This window comes from Pseudomonas faucium, assembly GCF_021602585.1.
Lineage (GTDB): Bacteria > Pseudomonadota > Gammaproteobacteria > Pseudomonadales > Pseudomonadaceae > Aquipseudomonas > Aquipseudomonas faucium.
Genome location: NZ_BQIP01000029.1, coordinates 16,663 through 40,861, shown reverse-complemented (window position 1 = coordinate 40,861; position 24,199 = coordinate 16,663). Strand labels below are relative to the sequence as shown.

General features: G+C 64.5%; 18 protein-coding genes. 7 read left to right on the top strand and 11 right to left on the bottom strand.

Features of this window, described 5'->3' with window-relative positions:
- Positions 1–2 precede the first annotated feature (2 nt).
- Genes mfd through L6D75_RS24380 form a run of 3 tightly spaced genes read left to right on the top strand, consistent with a single transcriptional unit; the run spans position 3 to position 7,356 of the window.
- The gene (gene mfd / locus L6D75_RS24390) at positions 3–3,452 is read left to right on the top strand and encodes a transcription-repair coupling factor (RefSeq protein ID WP_176511689.1); all 3,450 of its coding nucleotides are present in this window, start codon (positions 3–5) and stop codon (positions 3,450–3,452) included.
- A gap of 9 nt (positions 3,453–3,461) precedes the next feature.
- On the top strand, positions 3,462–4,034 hold the full coding sequence (locus tag L6D75_RS24385; RefSeq protein WP_176511688.1) for a CsiV family protein: 573 nt from the start codon (positions 3,462–3,464) through the stop codon (positions 4,032–4,034).
- Between the two features lies 1 nt (position 4,035).
- Positions 4,036–7,356 (top strand): DEAD/DEAH box helicase, encoded by a 3,321-nt coding sequence (locus L6D75_RS24380; RefSeq protein ID WP_176511687.1) that lies wholly within the window; start codon positions 4,036–4,038, stop codon positions 7,354–7,356.
- Between the two features lie 117 nt (positions 7,357–7,473).
- Here L6D75_RS24380 and nagZ read toward each other — a convergent pair whose 3' ends face one another.
- From nagZ to L6D75_RS24365, 3 genes are read right to left on the bottom strand one after another with little or no spacing between them, the layout of a single operon-like run.
- A complete protein-coding gene (nagZ, locus tag L6D75_RS24375; protein ID WP_176511691.1) occupies positions 7,474–8,472 on the bottom strand; it encodes a beta-N-acetylhexosaminidase in 999 nt (332 codons plus the stop codon).
- A 22-nt stretch (positions 8,473–8,494) separates the two neighbouring features.
- Positions 8,495–9,019 (bottom strand): L,D-transpeptidase, encoded by a 525-nt coding sequence (locus tag L6D75_RS24370; RefSeq protein ID WP_176511686.1) that lies wholly within the window; start codon positions 9,017–9,019, stop codon positions 8,495–8,497.
- Positions 9,020–9,059: 40 nt separating this feature from the next.
- Positions 9,060–9,767: a TetR/AcrR family transcriptional regulator gene (locus tag L6D75_RS24365; RefSeq protein WP_176511685.1), complete on the bottom strand. Its 708-nt coding sequence runs from the start codon at positions 9,765–9,767 to the stop codon at positions 9,060–9,062.
- 220 nt (positions 9,768–9,987) lie between these two features.
- Here L6D75_RS24365 and lexA point away from each other — a divergent pair, with 220 nt between their 5' ends.
- Both lexA and sulA read left to right on the top strand, forming a co-directional pair.
- The gene (gene lexA / locus L6D75_RS24360) at positions 9,988–10,596 is read left to right on the top strand and encodes a transcriptional repressor LexA (protein ID WP_176511684.1); all 609 of its coding nucleotides are present in this window, start codon (positions 9,988–9,990) and stop codon (positions 10,594–10,596) included.
- A gap of 13 nt (positions 10,597–10,609) precedes the next feature.
- On the top strand, positions 10,610–11,086 hold the full coding sequence (gene sulA, locus L6D75_RS24355; RefSeq protein ID WP_176511683.1) for an SOS-induced cell division inhibitor SulA: 477 nt from the start codon (positions 10,610–10,612) through the stop codon (positions 11,084–11,086).
- A gap of 42 nt (positions 11,087–11,128) precedes the next feature.
- Here the strand turns inward: sulA and L6D75_RS24350 are convergent, their stop codons facing one another.
- From L6D75_RS24350 to L6D75_RS24320, 7 genes are all read right to left on the bottom strand, one after another.
- A complete protein-coding gene (locus tag L6D75_RS24350; RefSeq protein ID WP_133970879.1) occupies positions 11,129–11,362 on the bottom strand; it encodes a hypothetical protein in 234 nt (77 codons plus the stop codon).
- A 50-nt stretch (positions 11,363–11,412) separates the two neighbouring features.
- Positions 11,413–11,928, bottom strand: a complete 516-nt coding sequence (locus L6D75_RS24345; protein WP_176511682.1) for a DUF6586 family protein — start codon at positions 11,926–11,928, stop codon at positions 11,413–11,415.
- Positions 11,929–12,111: 183 nt separating this feature from the next.
- Positions 12,112–14,724: a type I DNA topoisomerase gene (gene topA, locus L6D75_RS24340; RefSeq protein WP_176511681.1), complete on the bottom strand. Its 2,613-nt coding sequence runs from the start codon at positions 14,722–14,724 to the stop codon at positions 12,112–12,114.
- 100 nt (positions 14,725–14,824) lie between these two features.
- Positions 14,825–15,076 (bottom strand): DUF1653 domain-containing protein, encoded by a 252-nt coding sequence (locus tag L6D75_RS24335; RefSeq protein WP_176511680.1) that lies wholly within the window; start codon positions 15,074–15,076, stop codon positions 14,825–14,827.
- An 80-nt stretch (positions 15,077–15,156) separates the two neighbouring features.
- The gene (gene fadA, locus L6D75_RS24330) at positions 15,157–16,332 is read right to left on the bottom strand and encodes an acetyl-CoA C-acyltransferase FadA (RefSeq protein ID WP_176511679.1); all 1,176 of its coding nucleotides are present in this window, start codon (positions 16,330–16,332) and stop codon (positions 15,157–15,159) included.
- 31 nt (positions 16,333–16,363) lie between these two features.
- Positions 16,364–18,511, bottom strand: coding sequence for a fatty acid oxidation complex subunit alpha FadB (fadB, locus tag L6D75_RS24325; RefSeq protein WP_176511678.1), 2,148 nt, complete (start codon positions 18,509–18,511; stop codon positions 16,364–16,366).
- A 500-nt stretch (positions 18,512–19,011) separates the two neighbouring features.
- Positions 19,012–19,449, bottom strand: a complete 438-nt coding sequence (locus tag L6D75_RS24320; RefSeq protein WP_176511677.1) for a hypothetical protein — start codon at positions 19,447–19,449, stop codon at positions 19,012–19,014.
- Between the two features lie 109 nt (positions 19,450–19,558).
- On the opposite strand from L6D75_RS24320, the gene L6D75_RS24315 reads away from it, so the two are divergent.
- Complete coding sequence (locus tag L6D75_RS24315; RefSeq protein WP_176511676.1) at positions 19,559–19,999, top strand: universal stress protein; 441 nt, start codon at positions 19,559–19,561, stop codon at positions 19,997–19,999.
- A gap of 110 nt (positions 20,000–20,109) precedes the next feature.
- Here L6D75_RS24315 and L6D75_RS24310 read toward each other — a convergent pair whose 3' ends face one another.
- Positions 20,110–22,038: an ATP-binding cassette domain-containing protein gene (locus tag L6D75_RS24310; protein ID WP_176511675.1), complete on the bottom strand. Its 1,929-nt coding sequence runs from the start codon at positions 22,036–22,038 to the stop codon at positions 20,110–20,112.
- Positions 22,039–22,259: 221 nt separating this feature from the next.
- On the opposite strand from L6D75_RS24310, the gene L6D75_RS24305 reads away from it, so the two are divergent.
- Entirely contained in the window at positions 22,260–24,188 is a 1,929-nt protein-coding gene (locus tag L6D75_RS24305) for a transglycosylase SLT domain-containing protein (RefSeq protein WP_176511674.1), read from the top strand.
- The last annotated feature ends 11 nt before the right edge of the window (positions 24,189–24,199 follow it).

Sequence of the window (24,199 nt, the reverse complement as noted above, 5' to 3'; positions counted from 1 at the left end):
CCGTGTCAGTTCTGCGCCTACCGCAACTGTCGGCCACGGCCGGCAAACAAACCTGGGGCAACCTGCCCGGGGCCGCCCTCAGCCTGGCCATCGCCGAAGCCGCCAGCAGCGCCGGGCGCTTCACCCTGTTGCTGACAGCCGACAGCCAGGCCGCCGACCGCCTGGAACAGGAGCTGCGCTTCTTCGCCCCGGAGCTGCCGGTGCTGCCGTTCCCTGATTGGGAAACCCTGCCCTACGACCTGTTCTCGCCGCACCAGGACATCATCTCCCAGCGCATCGCCAGCCTCTACCGGCTACCGGAGCTGAGCCATGGCATCCTCGTCGTGCCGATCACCACGGCCCTGCACCGCCTGGCGCCGACGCGCTTTCTGCTCGGCAGCAGCCTGGTGCTGGACGTGGGCCAGACCATCGACGTGGAGCAGATGCGCACGCGCCTGGAGGCCAGCGGCTACCGCTGCGTCGACACGGTCTACGAGCACGGCGAGTTCGCCGTGCGCGGCGCACTGATCGACCTGTTCCCGATGGGCAGCAAGCTGCCCTACCGCATCGACCTGTTCGATGACGAAATCGAAACCCTGCGCACCTTCGACCCGGAGACCCAGCGCTCGATCGACAAGGTCGACTCGATCCGCCTGCTGCCGGCGCGCGAATTCCCCATGCAGAAGGAGGAAGTGACCCGCTTCAAGGCGCGCTTCCGCGAGCGTTTCGACGTCGACTTTCGCCGCAGCGCGATCTTCCAGGACCTGGCCAGCGGCATCATCCCCGCCGGCATCGAGTACTACCTGCCGCTGTTCTTCGAAGAAACCTCGACCCTGTTCGACTACCTGCCCAGCGACACCCAGGTGTTCTCCCTGCCGGGCGTGGAACAGGCTGCCGAGCACTTCTGGAACGATGTGCGCGGGCGCTATGAAGACCGCCGCGGCGACCTGACCCGCCCGCTGCTGCCCCCGGCCGAGCTGTTCCTGCCGGTGGAAGACTGCTTCGCCCAGCTCAAGCAGTGGCCACGGGTGGTGGTCAGCGCCGACGACATCGAGGCCGGCGGCGGCCGCGAACGCTTCCCCGCCCGCGCTCTGCCCAACCTGGCCATCGAGGCCAAGGCCAACCAGCCGCTGGCGGCGCTGTCGGCGTTTCTCGACCAGTTCGACGGCCGCGTGCTGTTCACCGCCGAATCGGCGGGCCGCCGCGAGGTGCTGCTGGAGCTGCTCGAACGCCTCAAGCTGAGGCCGCAGACAGTCGAAAGCTGGGCCGACTTCATCACCGGCAGCGAGCGCCTGGCGATCACCATCGCCCCGCTCGACGAAGGCCTGCTGCTCGAAGACCCGGGCCTGGCCCTGGTCGCCGAAAGCCCGCTGTTCGGCCAGCGCGTGATGCAGCGCCGGCGCCGCGACAAACGCGGCGAGGCGGCCAACGATGCGGTCATCAAGAACCTCACCGAATTACGTGAAGGCGCCCCGGTGGTGCACATCGACCACGGTGTGGGCCGCTACCTGGGCCTGGCCACCCTGGAAATCGAAGGCCAGGCCGCCGAGTTCCTGACCCTGGAATACGCCGAAGGCGCCAAGCTCTACGTGCCAGTGGCCAACCTGCACCTGATCGCCCGCTACACCGGCAGCGACGATGCCCTGGCACCGCTGCACCGGCTCGGTTCGGAAACCTGGCAGAAGGCCAAGCGCAAGGCCGCCGAGCAGGTGCGCGACGTGGCCGCCGAGCTGCTCGACATCTATGCCCGCCGCGCCGCGCGCAAAGGCTATGCCTTCGCCGACCCGGCCGCCGACTACGCCACCTTCAGCGCCGGCTTCCCGTTCGAGGAAACCCCGGACCAGCAGAACGCCATCGAAGCCGTGCGCGCCGACATGCTCGCCGCCAAGCCGATGGACCGCCTGGTGTGCGGCGACGTCGGCTTCGGCAAGACCGAAGTGGCCATGCGCGCAGCCTTCATTGCCGTGCACAGCGGCCGCCAGGTGGCAGTACTGGTGCCCACCACCCTGCTCGCCCAGCAGCACTACAACAGCTTCCGCGACCGCTTCGCCGACTGGCCGGTGACGGTCGAGGTGATGAGCCGCTTCAAGTCGGCCAAGGAAGTGGCCGCGGCCGCCGCCGACCTTGCCGAGGGCAAGATCGACATCCTCATCGGCACCCACAAGCTGCTGCAGGATGACGTGCGCTTCAAGGACCTGGGCCTGGTGGTGATCGACGAAGAGCACCGCTTCGGCGTGCGCCAGAAGGAGCAGCTCAAGGCCCTGCGCAGCGAAGTCGACATCCTCACCCTTACCGCCACGCCAATCCCGCGCACCCTGAACATGGCCGTGGCCGGCATGCGCGACCTGTCGATCATCGCCACGCCGCCGGCGCGGCGCCTGTCGGTGCGCACCTTCGTCATGGAGCAGAACAACAGCACGGTGAAAGAAGCCCTGCTGCGTGAACTGCTGCGCGGCGGCCAGGTGTACTACCTGCACAACGACGTGAAGACCATCGAAAAATGCGCCGCCGACCTCGCCGAGCTGGTCCCCGAGGCACGGATCGGCATCGGCCACGGGCAGATGCGCGAGCGCGAGCTCGAGCAGGTGATGAGCGACTTCTACCACAAGCGCTTCAACGTGCTGATCGCCTCGACCATCATCGAGACCGGCATCGACGTGCCCAGCGCCAACACCATCGTCATCGAGCGCGCCGACAAGTTCGGCCTGGCCCAGCTGCACCAGCTGCGCGGCCGGGTCGGGCGCAGCCACCACCAGGCCTACGCCTACCTGCTCACGCCTGCGCGGCAGAAGGTCAGCAGCGACGCCGAGAAGCGCCTGGAAGCCATCGCCAACACCCAGGACCTGGGGGCCGGTTTCGTCCTGGCCACCAACGACCTGGAAATCCGCGGCGCCGGCGAGCTGCTGGGCGAAGGCCAGAGCGGGCAGATCCAGGCAGTGGGCTTCACCCTCTACATGGAAATGCTCGAGCGTGCGGTCAAGGCCATCCGCAAGGGCACCCAGCCGAACCTCGAACAGCCCCTGGGCGGCGGCCCGGAGATCAACCTGCGCCTGCCGGCGCTGATCCCCGAGGACTACCTGCCAGACGTGCATGCGCGCCTGATCCTGTACAAGCGCATTGCCTCGGCGGCCGACGAAGAAGGCCTCAAGGACCTGCAGGTGGAAATGATCGACCGCTTCGGCCTGTTGCCCGAACCGACCAAGAACCTGATTCGCCTGACCCAGCTCAAGCTGCAGGCGGAAAAGCTCGGCATCAAGAAAGTCGACGCCGGCCCCAATGGCGGCAAGCTCGAGTTCGAGGCCGAAACGCCGGTCGACCCGCTGACCCTGATCAAGCTGATCCAGAGCCAGCCCAAACGCTACAAGTTCGAAGGTGCCACCCAGTTCCGTTTCCTGGTACCGATGGAACGCCCCGACGAACGATTCAATACTCTGGAAGCGCTGTTCGAGCGCCTGACCCCACAGACTGCCTAAGGAAGATCCATGCGTGCCATCCGTTGCCTGACCTTGTTGCTCGCGCTGTTCGCGCCGGCCGCCTTCGCCGAAGGCCTGTATCAGGTGGAAATGCTCCTTGTGCGGCAGAACAGCGTGCCCGCCTTCACCAGCCCGTTCGCCCCGGAAGACTGGAGCGCCGGCGCCCCGCGCCTGGACAAGGGCGCCGAGCGGCCATTGGCACTGCAAGACGAGGCCACCCGCCTGCAAGCCACGGCCGACTACACCGTGCTGCTGCACAAGGCCTGGCAGCAGCAGGTAGGCAGCGCGCCGAGCCGCATCGCCCTGGGCGCGGGTGAAGAGCAGTTCGGCCACTTCCCGATCGAAGGCAACCTCAGCCTCACCGAGGGCCGCTTCATCGCAGTGGAGGCGAACTTCTGGGTCAACCAGCTCGACGGCAACGGCAACGTGCTGCAGAGCGAGCAGTTCAAGCAGAGCAACAGCAACATGAAAGGTGGCCAGCTGACCTTCATGGATGGCGGCCACCTTGCCCTGCTGCTGAAGGTGACCCCTCCCGGCACGCCGAAAATGCCGGTGATGGACCCGGAGATGATGGAGCAGTGATGTGAGCACGGAGGATGCGCGGCACCTGCTGAGGGCCCACCCGGGCTGGGTCGACCACATCCAGGACGGGGCCATGAAGCGGGGCCGGGCATACGCGGCGCAAGGCCGCACCCGCCTCCTGGCGCTGCACGACAAAACCATCGAAGCGACCTGCCAGGGATCGTCGGGCGAGCAGTATCGGCAGACCATCGAGCTGCTGCTCAACGGCGCCGAGCTTCGCGTCTACGGGCGCTGCAGCTGCCCGGTGGGCCTGAACTGCAAACACTGCGTGGCCGCGCTGCTGGCTGCCCAGCTGGGTGATAGCCTGCCCGACAGCCAGCCGGCGCAGCAGCAGCCTGCGCTGTCTCCGGCGCTCGACCAATGGGTAGAAACCCTCGAAGCCACCGGCCAGCAGGTGGCCGCGGCCAAGCCCGAACGCAAGGGCCCGGCCATTCACTACCTGATCCATACCGGCAACCAGCAGTGCACGCTGGAAGTGGCCAAGGGCACCCGCCAGGCCGACGGCGGCGTGCAGTTCGGCAAGATCACCTCGTTGCCTGAACTGATCTACTACCCACCCCGCTACGTCACCCAGGACGATGCCCGATTATTGCGCCTGATCGATGCCACCAACCAGGCCGTTCGCCCCGTGGTCGAGCTCGAAGGCAAGCAAGGCGCTGAGCTGCTTGGCTACGCACTGGCCACCGGGCGCCTGCATTTTTCCACCGACGCTCACCCACTGGAGGGTGGACCGGCGCTGCAGGCCGAGTTCCGCTGGGTCAGGCTGGACGATGGCAGCTACCGGGGAGCCTGGTACCAGGGCGAGCAGACCCAACTGCTGGCACTGCCCGTCGAACCCATGTACTACGTCGACCGCGCCGCGCACCTGCTGGGCAAGCTGCAGCACGACCTGGACCCTTTCATCGCCAGCCAGCTTGCCCGCGCCCCCACCGTTCCGGAACACCTGGTCGTACCCTTGAGTCATCGATTGAACGCCTTGAACCGCCAAGTCCCCACACCTACCACCGTCAACACCGAGCAACTCGAAGGCATCCTGCCCAAGGGCCACCTGACCCTCGGCAGCCTCGAATTCAGTGCCTACATGCCCAAGACCGGCCGCATGCAGCGCCAGATGCAGCATCGCGCCGCGCTGTCATTCGACTACGACGGCCTGCGCGCCAGCGGCAGCGACGACAAGCCACTGGCGCGCCTGGTCGGTACCACCAGCCAGCGCATCCGCCGCCAGCCGGCAGCCGAGCAGGCGCTGCGCAAAGCCCTGCGCGACCTCGGCTTCAAGCCCGCCACCCGCCAGAGCAAGGCATTGCCCGACAGCGCCGGCGAGATGCTGCAGCTGCCCGACGACGAAGCCTGGCTGCACTTTGCTCGCGAAGGCCTGCCGCGCCTGCGTGAGGCGGGCTGGGACATCGATATCCACCGCGACTTCGCGTTCAACCTGCAGGAGGTGGACGACTGGTACGCCAGCATCGACGAAGCGCCTGGCCACGAATGGTTCGACCTGGAGCTGGGCATCGTCGTCGATGGCCAGCGCCACAGCCTGTTGCCGATCGTGCTGCAACTGCTGCGCAGCAACCCGGAGCTGCTGCGCCCCAGCGAACTGGCCCGGCGCAGTGACGACGAACACCTGCTGATCGACCTCAACCGCGGCCGCCTGGACAGCCCGGCGCTGCGCGTGGCCCTGCCCTACGGGCGGATCAAGGCGGTAATGGGTACCCTCGGCGAGCTGTACCTGCACGAAGACGCCGCCGGGCCCAGCCTGCGCATGGACCGCGCCGACGCGGCGCGCCTCAACGACATCGAGCACCTGCCCCTGCACTGGGAAGGCGGCGCCCACGTGCGCGACCTCGGCCGGCGCCTGCGCGATGCCCGCGACCTGCAGGTCGAGCCGCCCAGCGGGCTCGCCGCCACCCTGCGCCCCTACCAGCAGCAAGGCCTCAACTGGCTGCAGGCCCTGCGCGAGATGGGCACCGGCGGCATCCTCGGCGACGACATGGGCCTGGGCAAGACCCTGCAGACGCTCGCCCACCTGCTGCTGGAAAAACAGCACGGGCGCCTGCCCCACCCGGCCCTGGCGGTGATGCCCACCAGCCTGGTGCCCAACTGGCTGGACGAGGCCCAGCGCTTCGCCCCGGGGCTGCGCGTGCTGGCCCTGCACGGCCCTGGCCGCAGCAAGCATTTTGCCAAGCTGGGCGAGTACGACCTGGTGCTGACCACCTACGCCCTGGTGCCGCGCGACCTGGAGCACCTGCGCGCCAACCCCTGGAGCGTGCTGGTGCTCGACGAAGCGCAGAACATCAAGAGCAGCACCAGCAAGGCCGCCCTCGCCGTCTGCGAGCTTGAGGCCAACCAGCGCCTGTGCCTGACCGGCACACCCATGGAAAACAACCTGGGCGAGCTATGGTCGATCTTCCACTTCCTGATGCCGGGCTGGCTGGGCGAGGTCAAGCGCTTCAACCAGGACTACCGCACCCCGATCGAACGCCACGGCGATGGCGAGCGCCTGGCGCACCTGGTCAGCCGCATCCGCCCGTTCCTGCTGCGCCGCACCAAGGAACAGGTGGCCACCGAACTGCCGGCCAAGACCGAGATGGTCCACTGGGTCGAGCTCAGCGACGCCCAACGCGACACCTACGAGGCCGTGCGGGTGGCGATGGACAAGAAGGTGCGCGACGAGATTGCCCGCAACGGGGCGTCCCGCAGCCAGATCGTGATCCTCGATGCGCTGCTCAAGCTGCGCCAGGTGTGCTGCGACCTGCGCCTGGTCAAAGGCGTCGAAAGCAAAGGCAACCAGGCAGACAAAGGCAAGCTTGGGGCGCTGCTGGAGATGCTCGAGGAGTTGCTCAGCGAAGGCCGGCGGGTTTTGCTGTTTTCGCAGTTCACCTCGATGCTGGCGCTGATCGAGCAGGAGCTGGTAAAGCGCAAGATCCGCTACAGCCTGCTCACCGGCGACACCCGCGACCGGCGCACGCCGGTGCAGCAGTTCCAGAAAGGCGACAGCGAGGTATTTCTCATCAGCCTCAAGGCTGGCGGCGTCGGCCTGAACCTGACCGCGGCGGACACGGTGATCCACTTCGACCCGTGGTGGAACCCGGCCAGCGAAAACCAGGCCACCGACCGCGCCTACCGCATCGGGCAGGACAAGCCGGTGTTCGTGTTCAAGCTGATTACCCGGGGCACAGTGGAAGAGAAAATTCAGCAACTGCAGCAGGAAAAGGCCGCGCTGGCGGCGAGCTTGCTCGATGGCGGGCAGGCGGGGCAGTGGCGCCTGGGGGATGAAGAGATCGACGCGCTGTTTGCGCCGTTGCCTGGAAAGCGCGGGCGTTAGCCTTTTGCAGCCTGAGATGGCCCTATCGCCGGCAAGCCGGCTCCCACAGGATTTTCACTGCCCTTCAGGGCGGCGCGTTACCTGTGGGAGCCGGCTTGCCGGCGATAGGGCCTGCGGTCAATCGATCAACTGTGCGTCCTTCAACGCCCCCAGCGCCTCCAGCCAACGCGGCTGCTGGCGATAGTCGGTACGCGCAAAGCCCTGCCCGCGCATCCGTGCAATACGCGGCGAAGGCTTGACCTTCAGCCGCTGCGCCGCCGTCAACGCCAGCTCCGCCGCCGCCCGGTCGTTGCACACCAGGCCCATGTCGCAACCGGCACTCAGCGCCGCCTCGATCCGGTTGGCCGCATCGCCCACCACATGCGCGCCCGCCATCGACAGGTCATCGCTGAAAATCACCCCGTCAAAGCCCAGCTCGCCGCGCAAGATGTCCTGCAGCCAGCGGCGCGAGAAGCCGGCAGGCTGGTTGTCGACTTGCGGGTAGATGACATGCGCCGGCATCACCGCCGCCAATTGCCCGCTGAGGCGGCTGAACGGCACCAGGTCGGCCTGGCGCAGTTGCTCAAGGCTACGCTCGTCGGTGGGAATGGCCACGTGCGAGTCCGCCTCAGCCCAGCCATGCCCCGGGAAATGCTTGCCGCAGGCAGCCATGCCCGCCGCGTTCATGCCACGAATGAAGGCACCGGCCAGCTGCGTGGCACGCTGCGGGTCGCCTTCGAAGGCACGGCTGCCGACTACCGCGCTGCGCTGGTGGTCCAGGTCCAGCACCGGGGCGAAGCTCAGGTCCAGGCCCACTGCCAGCACCTCGGTGGCCATCAGCCAGCCGCATTGCTCGGCCAGGTACTCGGCATTGGCATTGTCAGCAATCGCGCGCATCGCCGGCAGGCGCACGAAGCCCTGGCGCAGGCGCTGTACCCGGCCGCCCTCCTGGTCTACCGCAAGGATCAGGTCGGGGCGCACGGCGCGAATGGAGGCGCACAGCTCGCGCACCTGGCGCGGGCTGTCGATATTGCGGGCAAAGATGATCAGGCCGGCCACTTCAGGCTGGCGCAGGAGCTGGCGGTCCTCGGCGGTCAGCCATTTACCGGCGATATCCACCATCAGGGAGCCTTGCAGGCTGGCGGTCATAGGCAATCCTTCATTGCAAACTAATGGAAGCCCACTGGGGGCATGCGGCCTCGTCGATGCGCACCGGGCAATGCGCCGGTACACGCTCGAACAGGCCAAGCAGGTCGGTGTTGCGCAGGCGTATGCAGCCATGGGACAGCGGTACGCCCAAGGGTTGCGTGTCGGGCGCGCCGTGCAGGTAGATGTAGCGGCGGAACGTGTCCACCGGCCCCAGGCGATTGAAGCCGGGTTCGCAGCCACTGAGCCAGAGAATACGGGTGAGGATCCAGTCGCGGCCGGGGTATTGCGCCGCAAGCTGCGGCGCCCACAGCTCACCGGTCCAGCGCCGGCCGCAGAGCACGGCATTGAGCGGCAGGCCCGCGCCGATCTTCGCCCGCACCTGATGCAGCCCGCGCGGGGTACACCCCGAGCCGTTGCGTTCGCCGGCACCATTGCGCGCGGTGGACACCTGCAAACGCACGCGCAGCTGCCCATGGGCAAAGCCATAGAGGCACTGGTCGGCGAGGGAGATATGCAGGAAATCGAGGTCGGGCATGGGCGCTAGCTTAGCCGAAGCGCCCTGCCCCGCCCAGCCTTCAGGCCTTGGCGGTGGCGCTGGCGGTCTTGCTGCGTGGGCGCAGCTGGGCGGCGGCCATGGCATTGTCGGTGACGCCACTGTCGGCGCGCATGCCCGCTGCCAGGAATGGCACCATCAGGCGCATGACCTGTTCGATCGAGGTATTGATGCCGAAGTCGGTTTCAGCGATGGCGCGCAGCGCCTTGATACCAGACATGCTGAACGCCGCCGCGCCGAGCATGAAGTGCACGCGCCAGAACAGCTCAAGCGGCGGAATGCGTGGCGCGGCCTCGTTGACCAGCAGCATGTAGCGGCGGAACACCTTGCCGTACATGTCTTCGAGGTAGCGGCGCAAATGGCCCTGGCTCTGGCTGAAGGCCAGGCCCAGCAGGCGCATGAAGATCGACAGGTCGTTGTTGCTGCGCGGCTGCACCGCCAGGGCCTGCTCGACCAGCATCTCCAGCAGCTCCTCGAGGCTGGGCTTGTGCTCGGGCTTGGCCTGGCGCCGCTCCAGCTCGCGTTCGAGGCTGGCGCAGAACGGGCCGAGGAAGCGCGAGAAGACCGCCTGGATCAGCGCCTTCTTCGAACCGAAATGGTAGTTGACCGCCGCCAGGTTGACCCCGGCCTTGCTGGTAATCAGCCGCAACGAGGTTTCCGCAAACCCCCTTTCCGCGAACAATTGCTCGGCAGCATCGAGAATGCGTTCAACGGTTTCCGATTGGGCCATGACTACTCCGGCAGGCAGACAAACAGGTGTTTGAAACATACGTTTCAGGCCTGACCCTGTCAAGGCCAGGTGACCCGCCGGTCGCCATTTAAATGCGCCAAGCTGCAGGCTGCAAGCGACAAGATGCGCCGTTTGCCGCTTTATTGCAGCTTTGGCGCTTGCAGCGCATCCAGTACTGTATATAATCCCAGTCACTGTATAAAAAGACAGAGCGCTCGCCATGTTGAAACTGACGCCACGCCAAGCCGAAATCCTGGCTTTCATCAAACGCTGCCTCGAAGACAACGGCTTCCCGCCAACCCGCGCGGAAATCGCCCAGGAGCTGGGGTTCAAGTCTCCCAACGCCGCTGAAGAACACCTCAAGGCCCTGGCTCGCAAGGGCGCGATCGAAATGACCCCGGGGGCTTCCCGCGGCATTCGCATTCCTGGCGTCGAAACCAAGGCCGAAGACAGCGGCCTGCCGATCATCGGCCGGGTCGCTGCCGGTGCGCCGATCCTCGCCGAGCAGCACATCGAGCAATCCTGCAACATCAACCCGGCCTTCTTCCACCCGCGCGCCGACTACCTGCTGCGCGTACACGGCATGAGCATGAAGGACGTCGGCATCTTCGACGGCGACCTGCTGGCAGTGCACACCTGCCGCGAGGCCCGTAACGGCCAGATCGTCGTGGCCCGCATCGGCGACGAAGTGACCGTCAAGCGCTTCAAGCGTGAAGGCAGCAAGGTCTGGCTGATGGCCGAAAATCCCGAGTTCGCCCCTATCGAAGTCGACCTGAAAGAACAGGAACTGGTGATCGAGGGCTTGAGTGTCGGCGTTATTCGCCGCTGATCCAGGAGGCGTCATGCAACAGTTCATCCAAGCACAACAGCAGGTCCAGCTTCCCCTGTTCGAGGCCTTCCTTGCCCAACCGGTTCTGCCGGGGCTCAAGGCCACCGAGCAGGCACGCAAAAGCAGCCAGCCGGAGCTGTTCAGCGAACTGTCCTTGCGTGGCGCCCCCGAGCACTGCCAAAGCCTGCTGGCGCCGGTTTTGCGCGAACTGAGCGAAGAGCAGGAGGCCCGCTGGCTGACCCTGATCGCGCCCCCTGCCAGCCTGACCCAGGCCTGGCTGCGTGACGCCGGCCTGAACCGCGAGCGCATTTTGCTGCTGCAACCCAGCGACAACCAGAGCGCGCTGCAACTGGCCTGCGAGGCCTTGCGCCTGGGCCACAGCCACACCGTGGTGAGCTGGCTTGGCAGCGTCAATGCCACCGCACGCCAACAACTGGTGCGCGCCGCCAGCACCGGAAATGCACAAAGCCTGAACATCCGCCTTGGCTGATGTTCAGGCTTTGCCTGTCTTGCAATAGAAACCCGGGGGGGCTCAGTGCAGCACGCGAGGCCCTTCGTCGCGCTCAAGCTCACCATCGATCAGCCGACCGGCCATCTGCACACCCACACTCAGCATCGCCTTGGCGACTTCGACATGCTGGCCTTGCAGGAACGCCTTGGCGTCTTCCGAGAAATCCAGGGTTACCAAAGAGCCTTCATCCTCGGCGCGACGCAGTTCGATGCGGCCATCAGGCAACTCGACAATTTCCAGAAACGACGTAGACATAAAGGGCTGTTCTCCACGAAAGGCGGCCATTGTACCAGCCGCCGCCGCGCTCAGCACTCACTCAACGCGTCGCGGAAACGTCTCACCAGGCCTTTGAGGTTGCTGCGCCAGCTTTCCAGTTCTTCACCCGACAGCGCAAGTGGCTCGGGCTGGTCGAGATTGACGGCCTGGATCAGGGGCTGGGTGACATCGGTTTTGGGCGTTTTCTTCGCGACAGGTGGTCGGAACAAATCGGCATAAGCGCCGAGCAGTTGCGCCAACCAAGTTTCCCGCTGACGGGCCAGCTCCAGCAATTCGGCCACTTCAGGAATGGCAATGGCACTCAGCGCGTCGTCGGCCAGCAGTTGCTCGACGCTTGGCGCCATGGGCAGGCGATAGTAGCCAGCAATTTCGTGGCACAACCCCAGCAGCGCGCCATAGAGGTGGAACAATGCCGACTCGCGTTCGGCCTGGACTAGGCCCTGGGCATTCATCGCCTGGCTATCGGCCGCCTTGGCCATGGACTCCAGGGCAAGGCCGGCGAAGAACAGCTTCTGGTTGGTGCGGGTGTAGAGTTCCTGGGCCATGTCGAGTGGCCTCCTTTAGGCTGCAAGGCGAATAGCTGCAGTTTCAAGGATCGAGGGGTGCTTGTCACCAATGAAATGGGGCCGCTTCGCGACCCATCGCCGGCAAGCCGGCTCCTACAGATCTGTGGGAGCTGGCTTGCCAGCGATAGGCCGCAAAGCGGCCCCATTCACAGCACCGAAAAATCAGCGCTTGTCTTCGACCTTCCAGGCATTGCCGTCGTAGAAGGCCTTCCAGCCAGTCGGCTTGCCATCGACCTCGGACTGTACGTACTGCTCCTTAGTCTTGCGGCTGTAGCGGATCACCGCCGGGCGCCCGTCCGGATCCTTCTGCGGTGCATCGCAGAGGAAGTGGTATTTCGGGTCGATCTCGTGCTTGTGCGGCAGAATCTCCAGCACCAGCGGCGCGCGGGTTTCACGGTTTTTAGGGAACTGGCTGGCGGCCAGGAACAACCCCGAAGCACCGTCGCGCAGCACGTAAGTGTCGTCGACCTTCTCGCACTTGAGCTCCGGCATGTCCACCTTGTCCATCTTCGGTGGCGCAGCCTCGCCGCTCTTGAGCAGCTTGCGGGTGTTCTTGCACGCAGGGTTGGTGCAACCGAAGAACTTGCCGAAACGGCCGGTCTTGAGCTGCATCTCGCTGCCGCACTTGTCGCACTCAAGGCTTGGCCCTTCATAACCCTTGATGCGATAGCTGCCCTCCTCGATCTCGTAGCCGGCGCAATCTGGGTTGTTACCGCAGATATGCAACTTGTGCTTCTCGTCGAGCAGGTAGGCATCCATGGCCGTGGCGCAGATCGGGCAGCGGTGCTTGCCACGCAGCACCAGCGATTCGGATTCACCCTCGTCGTCGGCGGCAATCTCGTCGCCCGGCACCAGGTTGACGGTGGCCTTGCAGCGCTCTTTGGGCGGCAAGCTGTAACCGGAGCAGCCCAGGAACACGCCCGTGGAGGCGGTACGAATCATCATCGGCCGGCCACATTCCTTGCACGGAATGTTGGTCATGGTCGGCTGGTTGGCGCGCATGCCGTTCTCGGCAGACTCGGCGGTCAACAGCTTCTTGCTGAAGTCACCGTAGAACTCGTCGAGCACGTGCTTCCAGTCGCGTTCGCCGTGGGCCACGTCATCGAGGTTCTCTTCCATGCCGGCGGTGAAGCCGTAGTCCATCAGGTTGGAGAAGCTCTCCGACAAGCGCTCGGTGACGATGTCACCCATCTTCTCGGAATAGAAACGGCGGTTGTGCAACGTCACATAGCCGCGGTCCTGGATGGTCGAAATGATCGCCGCATAGGTCGACGGGCGGCCAATACCGCGCTTTTCCATCTCCTTGACCAGGCTGGCTTCGGTGAAGCGTGCCGGCGGCTTGGTGAAGTGCTGGCTCGGGTCGAGCTGGATCAGCTTGAGCACCTCGCCCTGGCCCATTTCCGGCAGCACGTCGTCTTCGCCCGGCTTGCTCTGCTGTGGCAGCACGCGGGTGTAACCGTCGAACTTGAGGATACGGCCCTTGGCGCGCAGCTCGAAGTCGCCTGCAGCCACGGTGACGCTGGTGGACAGGTATTGCGCGGGCGGCATCTGGCAGGCCAGGAACTGGCGCCAGATCAGCTCGTACAGACGCTCGGCGTCACGCTCCATGCCGGTGAGCTTGGTCGGGTGCGTGTTGACGTCGGACGGGCGAATCGCCTCGTGCGCCTCCTGGGCGCCTTCCTTGCTGCCATACACCACGGGCGCTTCCGGCAGGTACTGCTTGCCGAACTCGTGCTCGATGTAGCTGCGTGCCATGTCCACCGCGTCGGCCGACAGGTTGGTCGAGTCGGTACGCATATAGGTGATGTAGCCGGCTTCGTACAGACGCTGGGCCATCATCATGGTCTTCTTCACCCCGAAGCCCAGGCGGTTGCTCGCCGCCTGCTGCAGGGTGGAGGTGATGAACGGTGCCGACGGCTTGCTGCTGGTCGGGCGGTCTTCACGCTTGATGACGCTGTAGCTGGACGCCTTGAGCTTCTCCAGCGCGGCCATGGCCTGGGCTTCGTTGAGCGGCTTGAACGCCTCGCCCTTCTCGCGGGCCACCTCGAAACGCACCTTGGCGTTCTTGGCAGTGCCGAGGTCGGCGTGCACTTCCCAGTACTCTTCCGGGTTGAAGGCACGGATCTCGCGCTCACGCTCGACCACCAGCTTCACCGCCACCGACTGCACGCGCCCTGCCGACAGGCCACGGGCAATCTTGGCCCACAGCAGCGGCGAGACCATGTAGCCCACCACGCGATCGAGGAAGCGCCGCGCCTGCTGGGCATTGACGCGGTCGATATCCAGCTCGCCTGGCTGCGAGAACGCCTCCTGGATGGCCTTCTTGGTGATTTCGTTGAACACCACGCGCTTGTAGCGGCTGTCGTCGCCGCCGATGGCTTCGCGCAGGTGCCAGGCAATGGCTTCCCCTTCGCGGTCCAAGTCGGTTGCGAGATAGATGGTGTCGGCATCCTTGGCCAGGCGGCGCAGCTCTTCGATCACCTTTTCCTTGCCGGGAAGGATCTCGTACTTGGCCTTCCAGCCGTGATCGGGGTCGACGCCCATGCGCGCCACCAGCTGGCGGCGTGCCTTCTCTTTCGGCGACAGGGCCGGAGCCTCACCCGCAGCGGCCTTTCCACGCTTGGCGGCCGGCTCTTTGCTGGCGCTGGCCGAACCGCTGGTGGGGAGGTCACGGATGTGGCCGATACTCGACTTCACCACGTACTGGTTGCCCAGGTACTTGTTGATGGTCTTGGCCTTGGCCGGGGATTCCACAATGACCAGCGATTTGCCCATGGATCGGAGTATTCCTGAATCTGAAGATGAAAAACGCGTCAGGTGCCGGACGCGGCACCGCTATATATAGTGGCAAAAGAGTGAGGTCAAGCGCGGTCGTTCACTCGTGCGACTTGCCAGGCACTAAAGGCAGCCCCTCTTCGGCCTTGACCAAAGCAAAGCGTGGCACCTGCTCACCGTCAACCTCGACGGACTCCTGGAACATCGAAAGTGGCCGCACCCAGTAGCTGTAATCACCATACAGGCATTGGTAGAAGACCATCCACTCTTCGCTCTCGGAGTGCCGTGCAACACTGAAGACACGGTACTCAGGCCCTTTGTAATGCCGGTATACGCCTGGTTGTATCTGCATGCCGCTTACCCTCTTGAAACAAATTCCGTAAAAAAACAAAAACCGGGGCACGAGGCCCCGGTTGCTGCCTTGCGACGCGATCAGACGCGTTCGAAGACAGTGGTGATGCCTTGGCCTAGGCCGACACACATGGTGGCGACACCCAGGGTACCGCCATTCTGCTTCATGACGTTGAGCAGGGTGCCGGAAATCCGTGCACCAGAGCAACCGAACGGGTGGCCCAAAGCGATGGCGCCGCCGTGCAGGTTAACCTTCTCATCCATCTTGTCGAGCACTTTCAAGTCTTTGAGCACTGGCAGGGCCTGTGCAGCGAAGGCTTCGTTGAGCTCGATGAAGTCGATATCGGCCATGGTCAGGCCGGCACGCTTGAGGGCTTTCTGGGTCGATGGCACCGGGCCGTAGCCCATGATTGCAGGGTCGACACCCGCCACGGCCATGGAACGGATCACCGCCAGCGGCTGGATGCCGAGGTCCATGGCGCGCTGGCCGGACATGACGATCATGCACGAGGCGCCGTCGGTGATCTGCGACGAAGTACCAGCAGTTACGGTACCCCCTTTGGGGTTGAACGCAGGCTTGAGCGAAGCCAGGCCTTCGAGGGTGGTTTCCGGGCGAATGGTTTCGTCGAAGTCGAACACCTTCAGGAAGCCGTTCTCGTCATACCCCTGCATCGGGATGATCTCGTCCTTGAACTTGCCTTCGACTGTCGCCTTGTGGGCGAGCTGGTGCGAACGCAGGCCGAACAGGTCCTGCTGCTCACGGGTGATGCCGTGCATCTTGCCGAGCATCTCGGCCGTCAGGCCCATCATCCCGGAGGCCTTGGCCGCGTGCAGCGACATGTGCGGGTTGGGATCGACGCCATGCATCATGCTGACGTGGCCCATGTGCTCCACGCCACCGACCACGAACACATCGCCGTTGCCGGTCATGATCGCCTGGGCAGCGGTGTGCAGCGCGCTCATCGACGAGCCGCACAGGCGGCTGACGGTCTGCGCAGCCGAGGTGTGCGGGATCTGGGTCATCAGCGAGGCCATGCGGGCGATGTTCCAGCCCTGCTCCAGGGTCTGGTTGACGCAGCCCCAGATCACGTCCTCGACTTCTTTCGGGTCGACCTTGCCGTTGCGTTCGAGCAGCTTGCTGATCAGGTGCGCCGACATGTCTTCGGCGCGGGTGTTGCGGTGCATGCCACCCTTGGAGCGGCCCATCGGCGTGCGACCGAAGTCGACAATCACCACGTCTCTTGGATTGAGGCTCATATCAATATTCTCGCTCTAACTCGTTGGCCGCTCAGTTGAAGAAGCGCTGGCCGTTCTTGGCCATTTCACGCAGCTTGGCGGTCGGGTGGTACAGCGGCCCCAGGTCGGCGTACTGGTCGGCCAGGGCAACGAATTCGGCCACGCCGATCGAGTCGATGTAGCGCAGCGCACCACCGCGGAAGGGAGGGAAGCCAATGCCGTAGACCAGGCCCATGTCCGCTTCGGCAGCCGTTTCGACGATGCCGTCTTCCAGGCAGCGCACGGTTTCCAGGCACAGCGGTACCATCATCCAGTTGATGATGTCTTCGTCAGTGACTTCACGCTGCTCGAAGATGACCGGCTTGAGCACGTCGAGCACGGTGGCATCGAAGACCTTCTTCGGCTTGCCGCGCTTGTCGGTCTCGTAGGCGTAGAAGCCCTTGCCGTTCTTCTGGCCCAGGCGGTTGGCCTCGTACAGGGCGTCGACGGCGGAGCGGCGATCGTCCTTCATGCGGTCCGGGAAGCCTTCGGCCATCACGTCGCGGCCGTGGTGGCCGGTGTCGATGCCGACCACGTCCATCAGGTAGGCCGGGCCCATCGGCCAGCCGAACTTCTCCATGACCTTGTCGATGCGCACGAAGTCGACGCCAGCGCTGACCAGCTTGGCGAAACCGCCGAAGTACGGGAACAGCACACGGTTGACCAAAAAGCCCGGGCAGTCGTTGACCACGATCGGGTTCTTGCCCATTTTCTTGGCGTAGGCCACGGTGGTGGCGACGGCCACTTCACTGGACTTCTCGCCACGGATGACTTCGACCAGCGGCATCATGTGCACTGGGTTGAAGAAGTGCATGCCGACGAAGTTCTCGGGGCGCTTGAGCGCCTTGGCCAGCAGGTTGATGGAGATGGTCGAAGTGTTGGAGGCGAGGATCGCGTCCTCTTTGACCTGGCCTTCCACTTCCGCCAGCACGGCCTGCTTGACCTTCGGGTTCTCCACCACGGCTTCGACGACGATGTCGACGTTAGCGAAGTCGCCGTAGGACAGGGTCGGGCGAATGGCGTTGAGCGCCTCGGCCATCTTCGCCGGGGTCAGGCGGCCTTTCTCGACGCGCTTGCCGAGCAGCTTGGAGGCTTCGTTCAGGCCCAGCTGGATGGCTTCCTCGCGGATGTCCTTCATCAGGATCGGCGTGCCTTTGACAGCCGACTGATAGGCGATGCCGCCGCCCATGATACCGGCGCCGAGCACGGCAGCCTGTTTCACGTCGTGGGCGATCTCGTCGTGGGCCTTGGCCTTGCGCTTGAGCTCCTGGTCGTTGAGGAACAGGCCGATCAGGCTTTCGGCGACCGAGGTCTTGGCCAGCTTGGCAAAACCTGCCGCTTCCACTTCCAGGGCCTTGTCACGGCCGAAGTTGGCGGCCTTCTGGATGGACTTGATGGCTTCGACCGGCGCCGGGTAGTTCGGGCCGGCCTGGCCGGCAACAAAGCCCTTGGCGGTCTCGAAGGCCATCATCTGTTCGATGGCATTGAGCTTGAGTTTTTCCAGCTTGGGCTGGCGCTTGGCCTTGTAGTCCAGCTCGCCGCTGATGGCGCGCTTGATCAGGTCCAGGGCACCGGCCTGCAGCAGCTCGGGTGCGACCACGGCGTCGACGGCACCGACTTTCAGGGCGTCTTCGGCGCGGTTTTCCTTGCCGGCGGCGATCCACTCGATAGCGTTGTCCGAACCGATCAGGCGCGGCAGGCGCACGGTACCGCCAAAGCCCGGGTAGATCCCCAGCTTGACTTCCGGCAGGCCGATCTTGGCGCTGCTGGACATGATGCGGTAGTCGGCCGCCAGGCACATTTCCAGGCCGCCACCCAGGGCGATGCCGTTGATGGCCGCCACGGTCGGCACTTCGAGGTCTTCGAAGGCATTGAAGATGCGGTTGGCTTCCAGGTTGCCGGCAACCAGCTCGGCCTCGGGCAGCTTGAAGTTATCGACGAATTCGGTGATGTCGGCGCCGACTATGAACACGTCCTTGCCACTGCTGACGATCACGCCTTTCACCGAGGCGTCGGCCTTGATGGCGTCGACGGCCTGGCGCAGCTCTTCCAGGGTCAGGCGATTGAACTTGTTGACGGACTCACCCTTGAGGTCGAACTTCAGTTCGACGATGCCGCTTTCAAGAGCCTTAACCGTGATGGCTTTACCTTCGTAAATCATCAACTGATCTCCACGATATGGAAGCTGAACTGTACACGCCGATCGCTGGTGGGAAAGCAGCCTATCGCTGCCCTCGCACCAGGCACACCCGTCAGCGCGCTAGTCGGGATTCTGTACGAGCGGTGTGACATACAAACGCTCAATTCATACGCCCGTTTGATTTGGGTATGCACACATTCTCCGAAAAGATCCGCGTTGTCAAATGCTCGCAAGCAGGGTGAAAACGCGACTTTGCGGTCATTTTCCATAGTCCGTGTGCAAAACGTGATGACAGTGATCGCAGATCATTCATGTCAGCAATCGACCACAAACCACGCACAATGCTGCATTTTTCTCATGCGCAGGTTCAAAGCTGGCTACACTGCTACTCGCTCCATGAAATTCCCGGCCTGCCTGGCCTTTTCTGCACTGCAGAAACGACAAAGCGGCAACCTGGCAGCACCTCCAAGGGTGCTGCCAGGTTGCCGCTTTGTCGTTGCAGCGCGAGCGTTATGACGCCATCAGGCGAGGGTTTCGAACGCGTGGGCAATATCCTGCAATACAGATTTATCACCGCGCTCGCTCCAGTACAGGGCGAGCATGCGCTTGTCGGCCTCAACCTTGTAGACGGTTGCCGGCAAGCGCGCGAACACCTCGCTCAGGCGCGGCTCCTCGCACACTTCACGCCACTGGTTCCACCACACGCCAGGGCTGACCTGCCAGTAACACCAGCTGTCCTCATGGCCTCGGCGCCGCGCCCGGTGGTATTGCGGGCATGGGCTCGGTGGCTCGTTTTCCAGCCAGTGCGGCCACTTCTGCGGCGCCAGCTGCATGGCCAGGCCCATGCGCCGCGCCTCCAGGCGCAGGGTCATCTGCTCGCCCTGCTTGCGCGACAGGCGCAGCCACGAAAGCGGGCTGAGAATCAGCGCAAGGATTGACACCACCAGCCATACCGTCATATCTGTAGATTCCATAAAGCGTTGCAAATGAGCGGGTTACTCGGTTTCACGGATGACCTGCCCGAAAGCGACCATACTTCTACTATCGCGATTGTCAGGAGTACAGCTCATGTCCTACGAACATCTTCTGGTCGCCGTCGACCTCACCGAAGAGTGCGACCCGGTGATCAAACGTGCCATGAAGCTCGCCGAACCGACCGGTGCCAAGGTTTCGCTGGTACATATCGTCGAACCCATGGCCATGGCCTTTGGTGGTGATGTGCCGATGGACCTGTCGCAACTGCAACAGCAGCAGTTCGACCAGGCCAAGGAGCGCATGGACCGGCTGTTCAACAAGTACCCGGACATCAACCGCGGTGATTCGCACCTCACCTACGGCCAGCCGCGCCAGGAAATCCACCAGCTGGCCAAGGACCAGCAGTGCGACCTGATCGTGGTGGGCAGCCATGGCCGGCATGGCCTGGCGTTACTGCTCGGGTCCACTGCCAATGACGTGCTGCATGGTGCGCCGTGCGATGTGCTGGCGGTGCGGTTGCAGAAGAAGGAATGATGTAGCCGGTACCGGCCTCATCGCCGGCAAGCCGGCTCCCACAGGGTTAGCTCAGATATTGAGAACCGTGTGGGAGCCGGCTTGCCGGCGATGAGGCCCGAAGGCCGAACTCAGCCTTCCAGCTCAGCCCAACGCTCTACCAGTACATCCAGCTCGCCCTGCAGTTTCTCGATCTGCGCCAGCACCGCCGTAGTCTCGGCGATCGGGCGCTGATAGAAGCCCGCAGCATTGACCTCTTCCTGTGCCACCGCCATGCGCTGCTCCAGCGCATCGATCTGCCCTGGCAACATCTCCAGCTCGCGCTGCAGCTTGTAGCTGAGCTTCTTCTTCGCCGCATCGGCCGCAGGTGCTACCGGCGCAGGCGCTGCTTCCTCAGCCACCTTCTCGACCACCGCACTGTTGAGCTCGGACTTGCCGCCCTTGCTCTCGGTGACGCCCAGCAGCTTCGGCGAACCACCCTGGCGGATCCAGTCTTCGTAGCCGCCAACATACTCGCGCACCTTGCCCTGGCCTTCGAATACCAGGGTGCTGGTGACCACGTTGTCGAGAAATGCCCGGTCGTGGCTGACCATCAGTACCGTGCCCTTGTAGTTGCACAGCACTTCTTCGAGCAGCTCGAGGGTTTCCACGTCGAGGTCGTTGGTCGGTTCGTCGAGCACCAGCAGGTTGGCCGGCTTGCTGAACAGCTTGGCCAGCAGCAGGCGCGCACGCTCACCACCAGACAACGCCTTGACCGGCGTGCGGGCACGTTGCGGGCTGAACAGGAAATCGCCCAGGTAGCTCAGCACATGGCGGCTCTGGCCATCGATGTCGATGAAGTCGCGGCCCTCGGCCAGGTTGTCGATCACGGTCTTTTCCAGCTCGAGCTGGTGGCGCATCTGGTCGAAATAGGCGACTTCCAGCTTGGTGCCGCGCTCGACCTTGCCCGAGGTAGGCTCCAGGTCGCCGAGCATCAGCTTGAGCAGGGTGGTCTTGCCGGTGCCGTTGGCGCCCAGCAGGCCAATGCGGTCTTCACGCTGCAGGACCATGGAGAAGTCCTTGACCAGCATCGGGCCGCCCGGGTGCGAGAAGCTGACGTTCTCCAGCACCATCACCTGCTTGCCGGACTTTTCCGCCGCTTCGATCTGGATGTTGGCCTTGCCCTGGCGGTCGCGCCGCTCGCTGCGCTCGACGCGCAGCGCCTTGAGCGCGCGCACCCGGCCTTCGTTACGGGTACGACGGGCCTTGATGCCCTGGCGGATCCACACCTCTTCCTGGGCCAGGCGCTTGTCGAACAGCGCGTTGGCGGTTTCCTCGGCGGCCAGGGCGGCCTCCTTGTGCACCAGGAAGCTGGCATAGTCGCCGTTCCAGTCGATCAGCCCGCCGCGGTCCAGTTCGAGGATGCGCGTGGCCAGGTTCTGCAGGAAGGAACGGTCGTGGGTGATGAACAGCACCGCGCCGTTGAAGCCGCTCAGGGCCTCTTCCAGCCAGGCGATGGCGCCGATGTCCAGGTGGTTGGTCGGCTCGTCGAGCAGCAGCAGGTCGGGCTCGGACACCAGTGCCTGGGCCAGCAGCACGCGGCGGCGCCAGCCACCGGAGAGCTCGGCCAGGGTCTTCTCGGCAGGCAGCTGCAGGCGGCTCAGGGTGCTGTCCACCACCTGCTGCAGGCGCCAGCCGTCACGGGCCTCGAGCTCGTGCTGCACGTGCATGAGCTTTTCCAGGTCTTCGTCGCCATGGATGTTCTGGCTCAGGTGATGGTATTCGGCCAGCAGCTCGCCCACGCCGTCCAGGCCGGCGGCAACCACGTCGAACACGCTGCGCTCATCGGCCACCGGCAGCTCTTGCGGCAGTTCGCCGATCTTCAGGCCAGGGGCGCGCCAGATCTCGCCGTCATCGCCCTTCTGCTCGCCCTTTACCAGGCGCAGCATGCTGGACTTGCCGGTACCGTTGCGGCCGATGATGCACACCCGCTCGCCACGGGCGATCTGCCAGGACACTTTGTCCAGCAGCGGCATCGCGCCGAATGCGAGGGACACATCGCTGAATTTGAGCAGGGTCATGTTCGTCTCCAGAAAGCGGGCGCGCATTCTACCTGAGTTGGCCCATTCCGGCATTAAGTTGACTGCGCCGCCAGGGCATTGCGACATCCGGTCGACGTTAACGCATTGATACAAGCAGAGTGCTTTCACCCGCTGCCGGCAAACGGCTAAGCTAAGGGCAATGCTTCCAACCGTGCTGGCTACGCCGTCACTTTCCCATGGTTCAACTGCCCGGACGTATCATGCGCAGCCGCCTGTTACAGATTGCTTCCTGCCTGCTGCTCACCGCCGCTACCGCCCATGTGGCGCAGGCCGCCGACCTTACCCTGCAGCGCCAGTACTACGATGAGGCCAAGCGTGCGCTGGCCAAGGGCGACAAGGGCCCTTACCTGCGCTATGCCCAGGCCCTGCGCGATTACCCGCTGACGCCCTACCTGGCCTACGACGAACTCACCGCACGCCTGAAAAGCGCCAGCAACGAGGAAATCGAAGGGTTCCTCGCCAAGCATGGCGACCTGCCCCAGGCCAACTGGATGAAACTGCGCTGGTTGCGCTGGCTGGCCGAACGCGGCGAGTGGGACACCTTCGTCAAGTACTACGACCCCAAGCTCAACTTCACCGAGCTGGACTGCCTCAATGGCCAGTACGAACTGAGCCACGGCAAGCGCGCCGAAGGCTATGCCAACGCCGACAAGCTGTGGAACGTGGGCAAGTCGCAACCGGCCGCCTGCGACACCCTGTTCGGCATGTGGGCTGCCGAAGGCCAGCTCACCGAGGCCAAGCGCTGGAACCGCGCCAAGCTGGCGGCCCAGGCGCGCAACTACAGCCTGGCCAGCAGCCTGGTGCAGGGGCTCACCACCCTCGGCCCGCAAGGCCGCCTGCTGATCGATGTGGCGCAGAAGCCCGAGCTGCTCAACCAGCCTTCGCGCTTCATGCCGGCCAACGAAGCGATGTCCGACGTGGTCAGCCTCGGCCTGCGCCGCCTGGCCCGCCAGGACCCTGACCGGGCCATGGCGTTGCTCGACGACTATGCCCAGCGCATGCACTTCTCCCGCGACGAGAAGGTCGCCATCGCCCGCGAGATCGGCCTGACCCTGGCGCGCCGCTACGACCCGCGCGCCCTGGACCTGATGACGCGCTACGACCCGGAACTGCGCGACAACACCGTCAGCGAATGGCGCCTGCGCCTGCTGCTGCGCCTGGGCCGCTGGGAAGATGCCTACGAGCTGACCAAACGCCTGCCGCAGGACCTGGCCACCAGCAACCGCTGGAAGTACTGGCAAGCGCGCAGCCTGGAGCTGGCCCAGCCGAACAACCCGCAGGTTCCACAGCTGTACAGAAACGTGGCGCGCGAGCGTGACTTCTATGGTTTCCTCGCCGCCGACCGGGCGCAGACGCCGTACCAGTTGAACAACAAGCCGCTGGTGCTGAGCCCGGCCCTGGTCAGCAAGGTGCGCAACACCCCGGGCGTGCAGCGCGCGCTGGAGTTCCATGCTCGCGGGCAGATCGTCGAAGGCCGCCGCGAGTGGTACCACGTCAGCCGCCACTTCACCCGTGACGAAATGGTCGCCCAGGCCCGCCTGGCCTACGACCTGCGCTGGTACTTCCCGGCCATTCGCACCATCAGCCAGGCGCAGTACTGGGACGACCTGGACATCCGCTTCCCGATGGCCCACCGCGATACCCTGGTACGCGAAGCCAAGGTGCGCGGGCTGCATTCGAGCTGGGTGTTCGCCATCACGCGCCAGGAAAGCGCCTTCATGGAAGATGCACGCTCCAGCGTCGGCGCCAGCGGCCTGATGCAGCTGATGCCGGCCACGGCCAAGGAAACCGCGCGCAAGTTCAGCATTCCGCTGGCATCGCCACAGCAGGTCTTCAATCCGGACAAGAACATTCAGCTGGGCGCCGCTTACCTGAGCCAGGTGCACAGCCAGTTCAATGGCAACCGGGTGCTGGCCTCGGCGGCCTACAACGCGGGCCCAGGGCGGGTACGCCAGTGGCTCAAGGGCGCCAAGCACCTGAGCTTCGACGTGTGGGTGGAGTCGATCCCGTTCGACGAGACGCGCCAGTACGTGCAGAACGTGCTGTCGTATTCGGTGATCTACGGGCAGAAGCTCAATGCGCCACAACCGCTGGTGGACTGGCATGAGCGGTATTTCGATGACATGTAAGTGATCGTGGG

Excerpts from the sequence above, each read along its gene's own strand:
- L6D75_RS24365 (WP_176511685.1), bottom strand. The coding sequence starts at position 9,767 with ATGGCCCAATCGGAAACCGTTGAACGCATTCTCGATGCTGCCGAGCAA.
- fadA (WP_176511679.1), bottom strand. The coding sequence starts at position 16,332 with ATGAGCCTCAATCCAAGAGACGTGGTGATTGTCGACTTCGGTCGCACG.
- L6D75_RS24310 (WP_176511675.1), bottom strand. The coding sequence starts at position 22,038 with ATGACCCTGCTCAAATTCAGCGATGTGTCCCTCGCATTCGGCGCGATG.
- L6D75_RS24335 (WP_176511680.1), bottom strand. The coding sequence starts at position 15,076 with ATGCAGATACAACCAGGCGTATACCGGCATTACAAAGGGCCTGAGTAC.
- L6D75_RS24350 (WP_133970879.1), bottom strand. The coding sequence starts at position 11,362 with ATGTCTACGTCGTTTCTGGAAATTGTCGAGTTGCCTGATGGCCGCATC.
- L6D75_RS24385 (WP_176511688.1), top strand. The coding sequence starts at position 3,462 with ATGCGTGCCATCCGTTGCCTGACCTTGTTGCTCGCGCTGTTCGCGCCG.
- sulA (WP_176511683.1), top strand. The coding sequence starts at position 10,610 with ATGCAACAGTTCATCCAAGCACAACAGCAGGTCCAGCTTCCCCTGTTC.
- L6D75_RS24315 (WP_176511676.1), top strand. The coding sequence starts at position 19,559 with ATGTCCTACGAACATCTTCTGGTCGCCGTCGACCTCACCGAAGAGTGC.
- L6D75_RS24320 (WP_176511677.1), bottom strand. The coding sequence starts at position 19,449 with ATGACGGTATGGCTGGTGGTGTCAATCCTTGCGCTGATTCTCAGCCCG.
- L6D75_RS24345 (WP_176511682.1), bottom strand. The coding sequence starts at position 11,928 with ATGGCCCAGGAACTCTACACCCGCACCAACCAGAAGCTGTTCTTCGCC.
- fadB (WP_176511678.1), bottom strand. The coding sequence starts at position 18,511 with ATGATTTACGAAGGTAAAGCCATCACGGTTAAGGCTCTTGAAAGCGGC.
- lexA (WP_176511684.1), top strand. The coding sequence starts at position 9,988 with ATGTTGAAACTGACGCCACGCCAAGCCGAAATCCTGGCTTTCATCAAA.
- L6D75_RS24370 (WP_176511686.1), bottom strand. The coding sequence starts at position 9,019 with ATGCCCGACCTCGATTTCCTGCATATCTCCCTCGCCGACCAGTGCCTC.
- L6D75_RS24305 (WP_176511674.1), top strand. The coding sequence starts at position 22,260 with ATGCGCAGCCGCCTGTTACAGATTGCTTCCTGCCTGCTGCTCACCGCC.
- topA (WP_176511681.1), bottom strand. The coding sequence starts at position 14,724 with ATGGGCAAATCGCTGGTCATTGTGGAATCCCCGGCCAAGGCCAAGACC.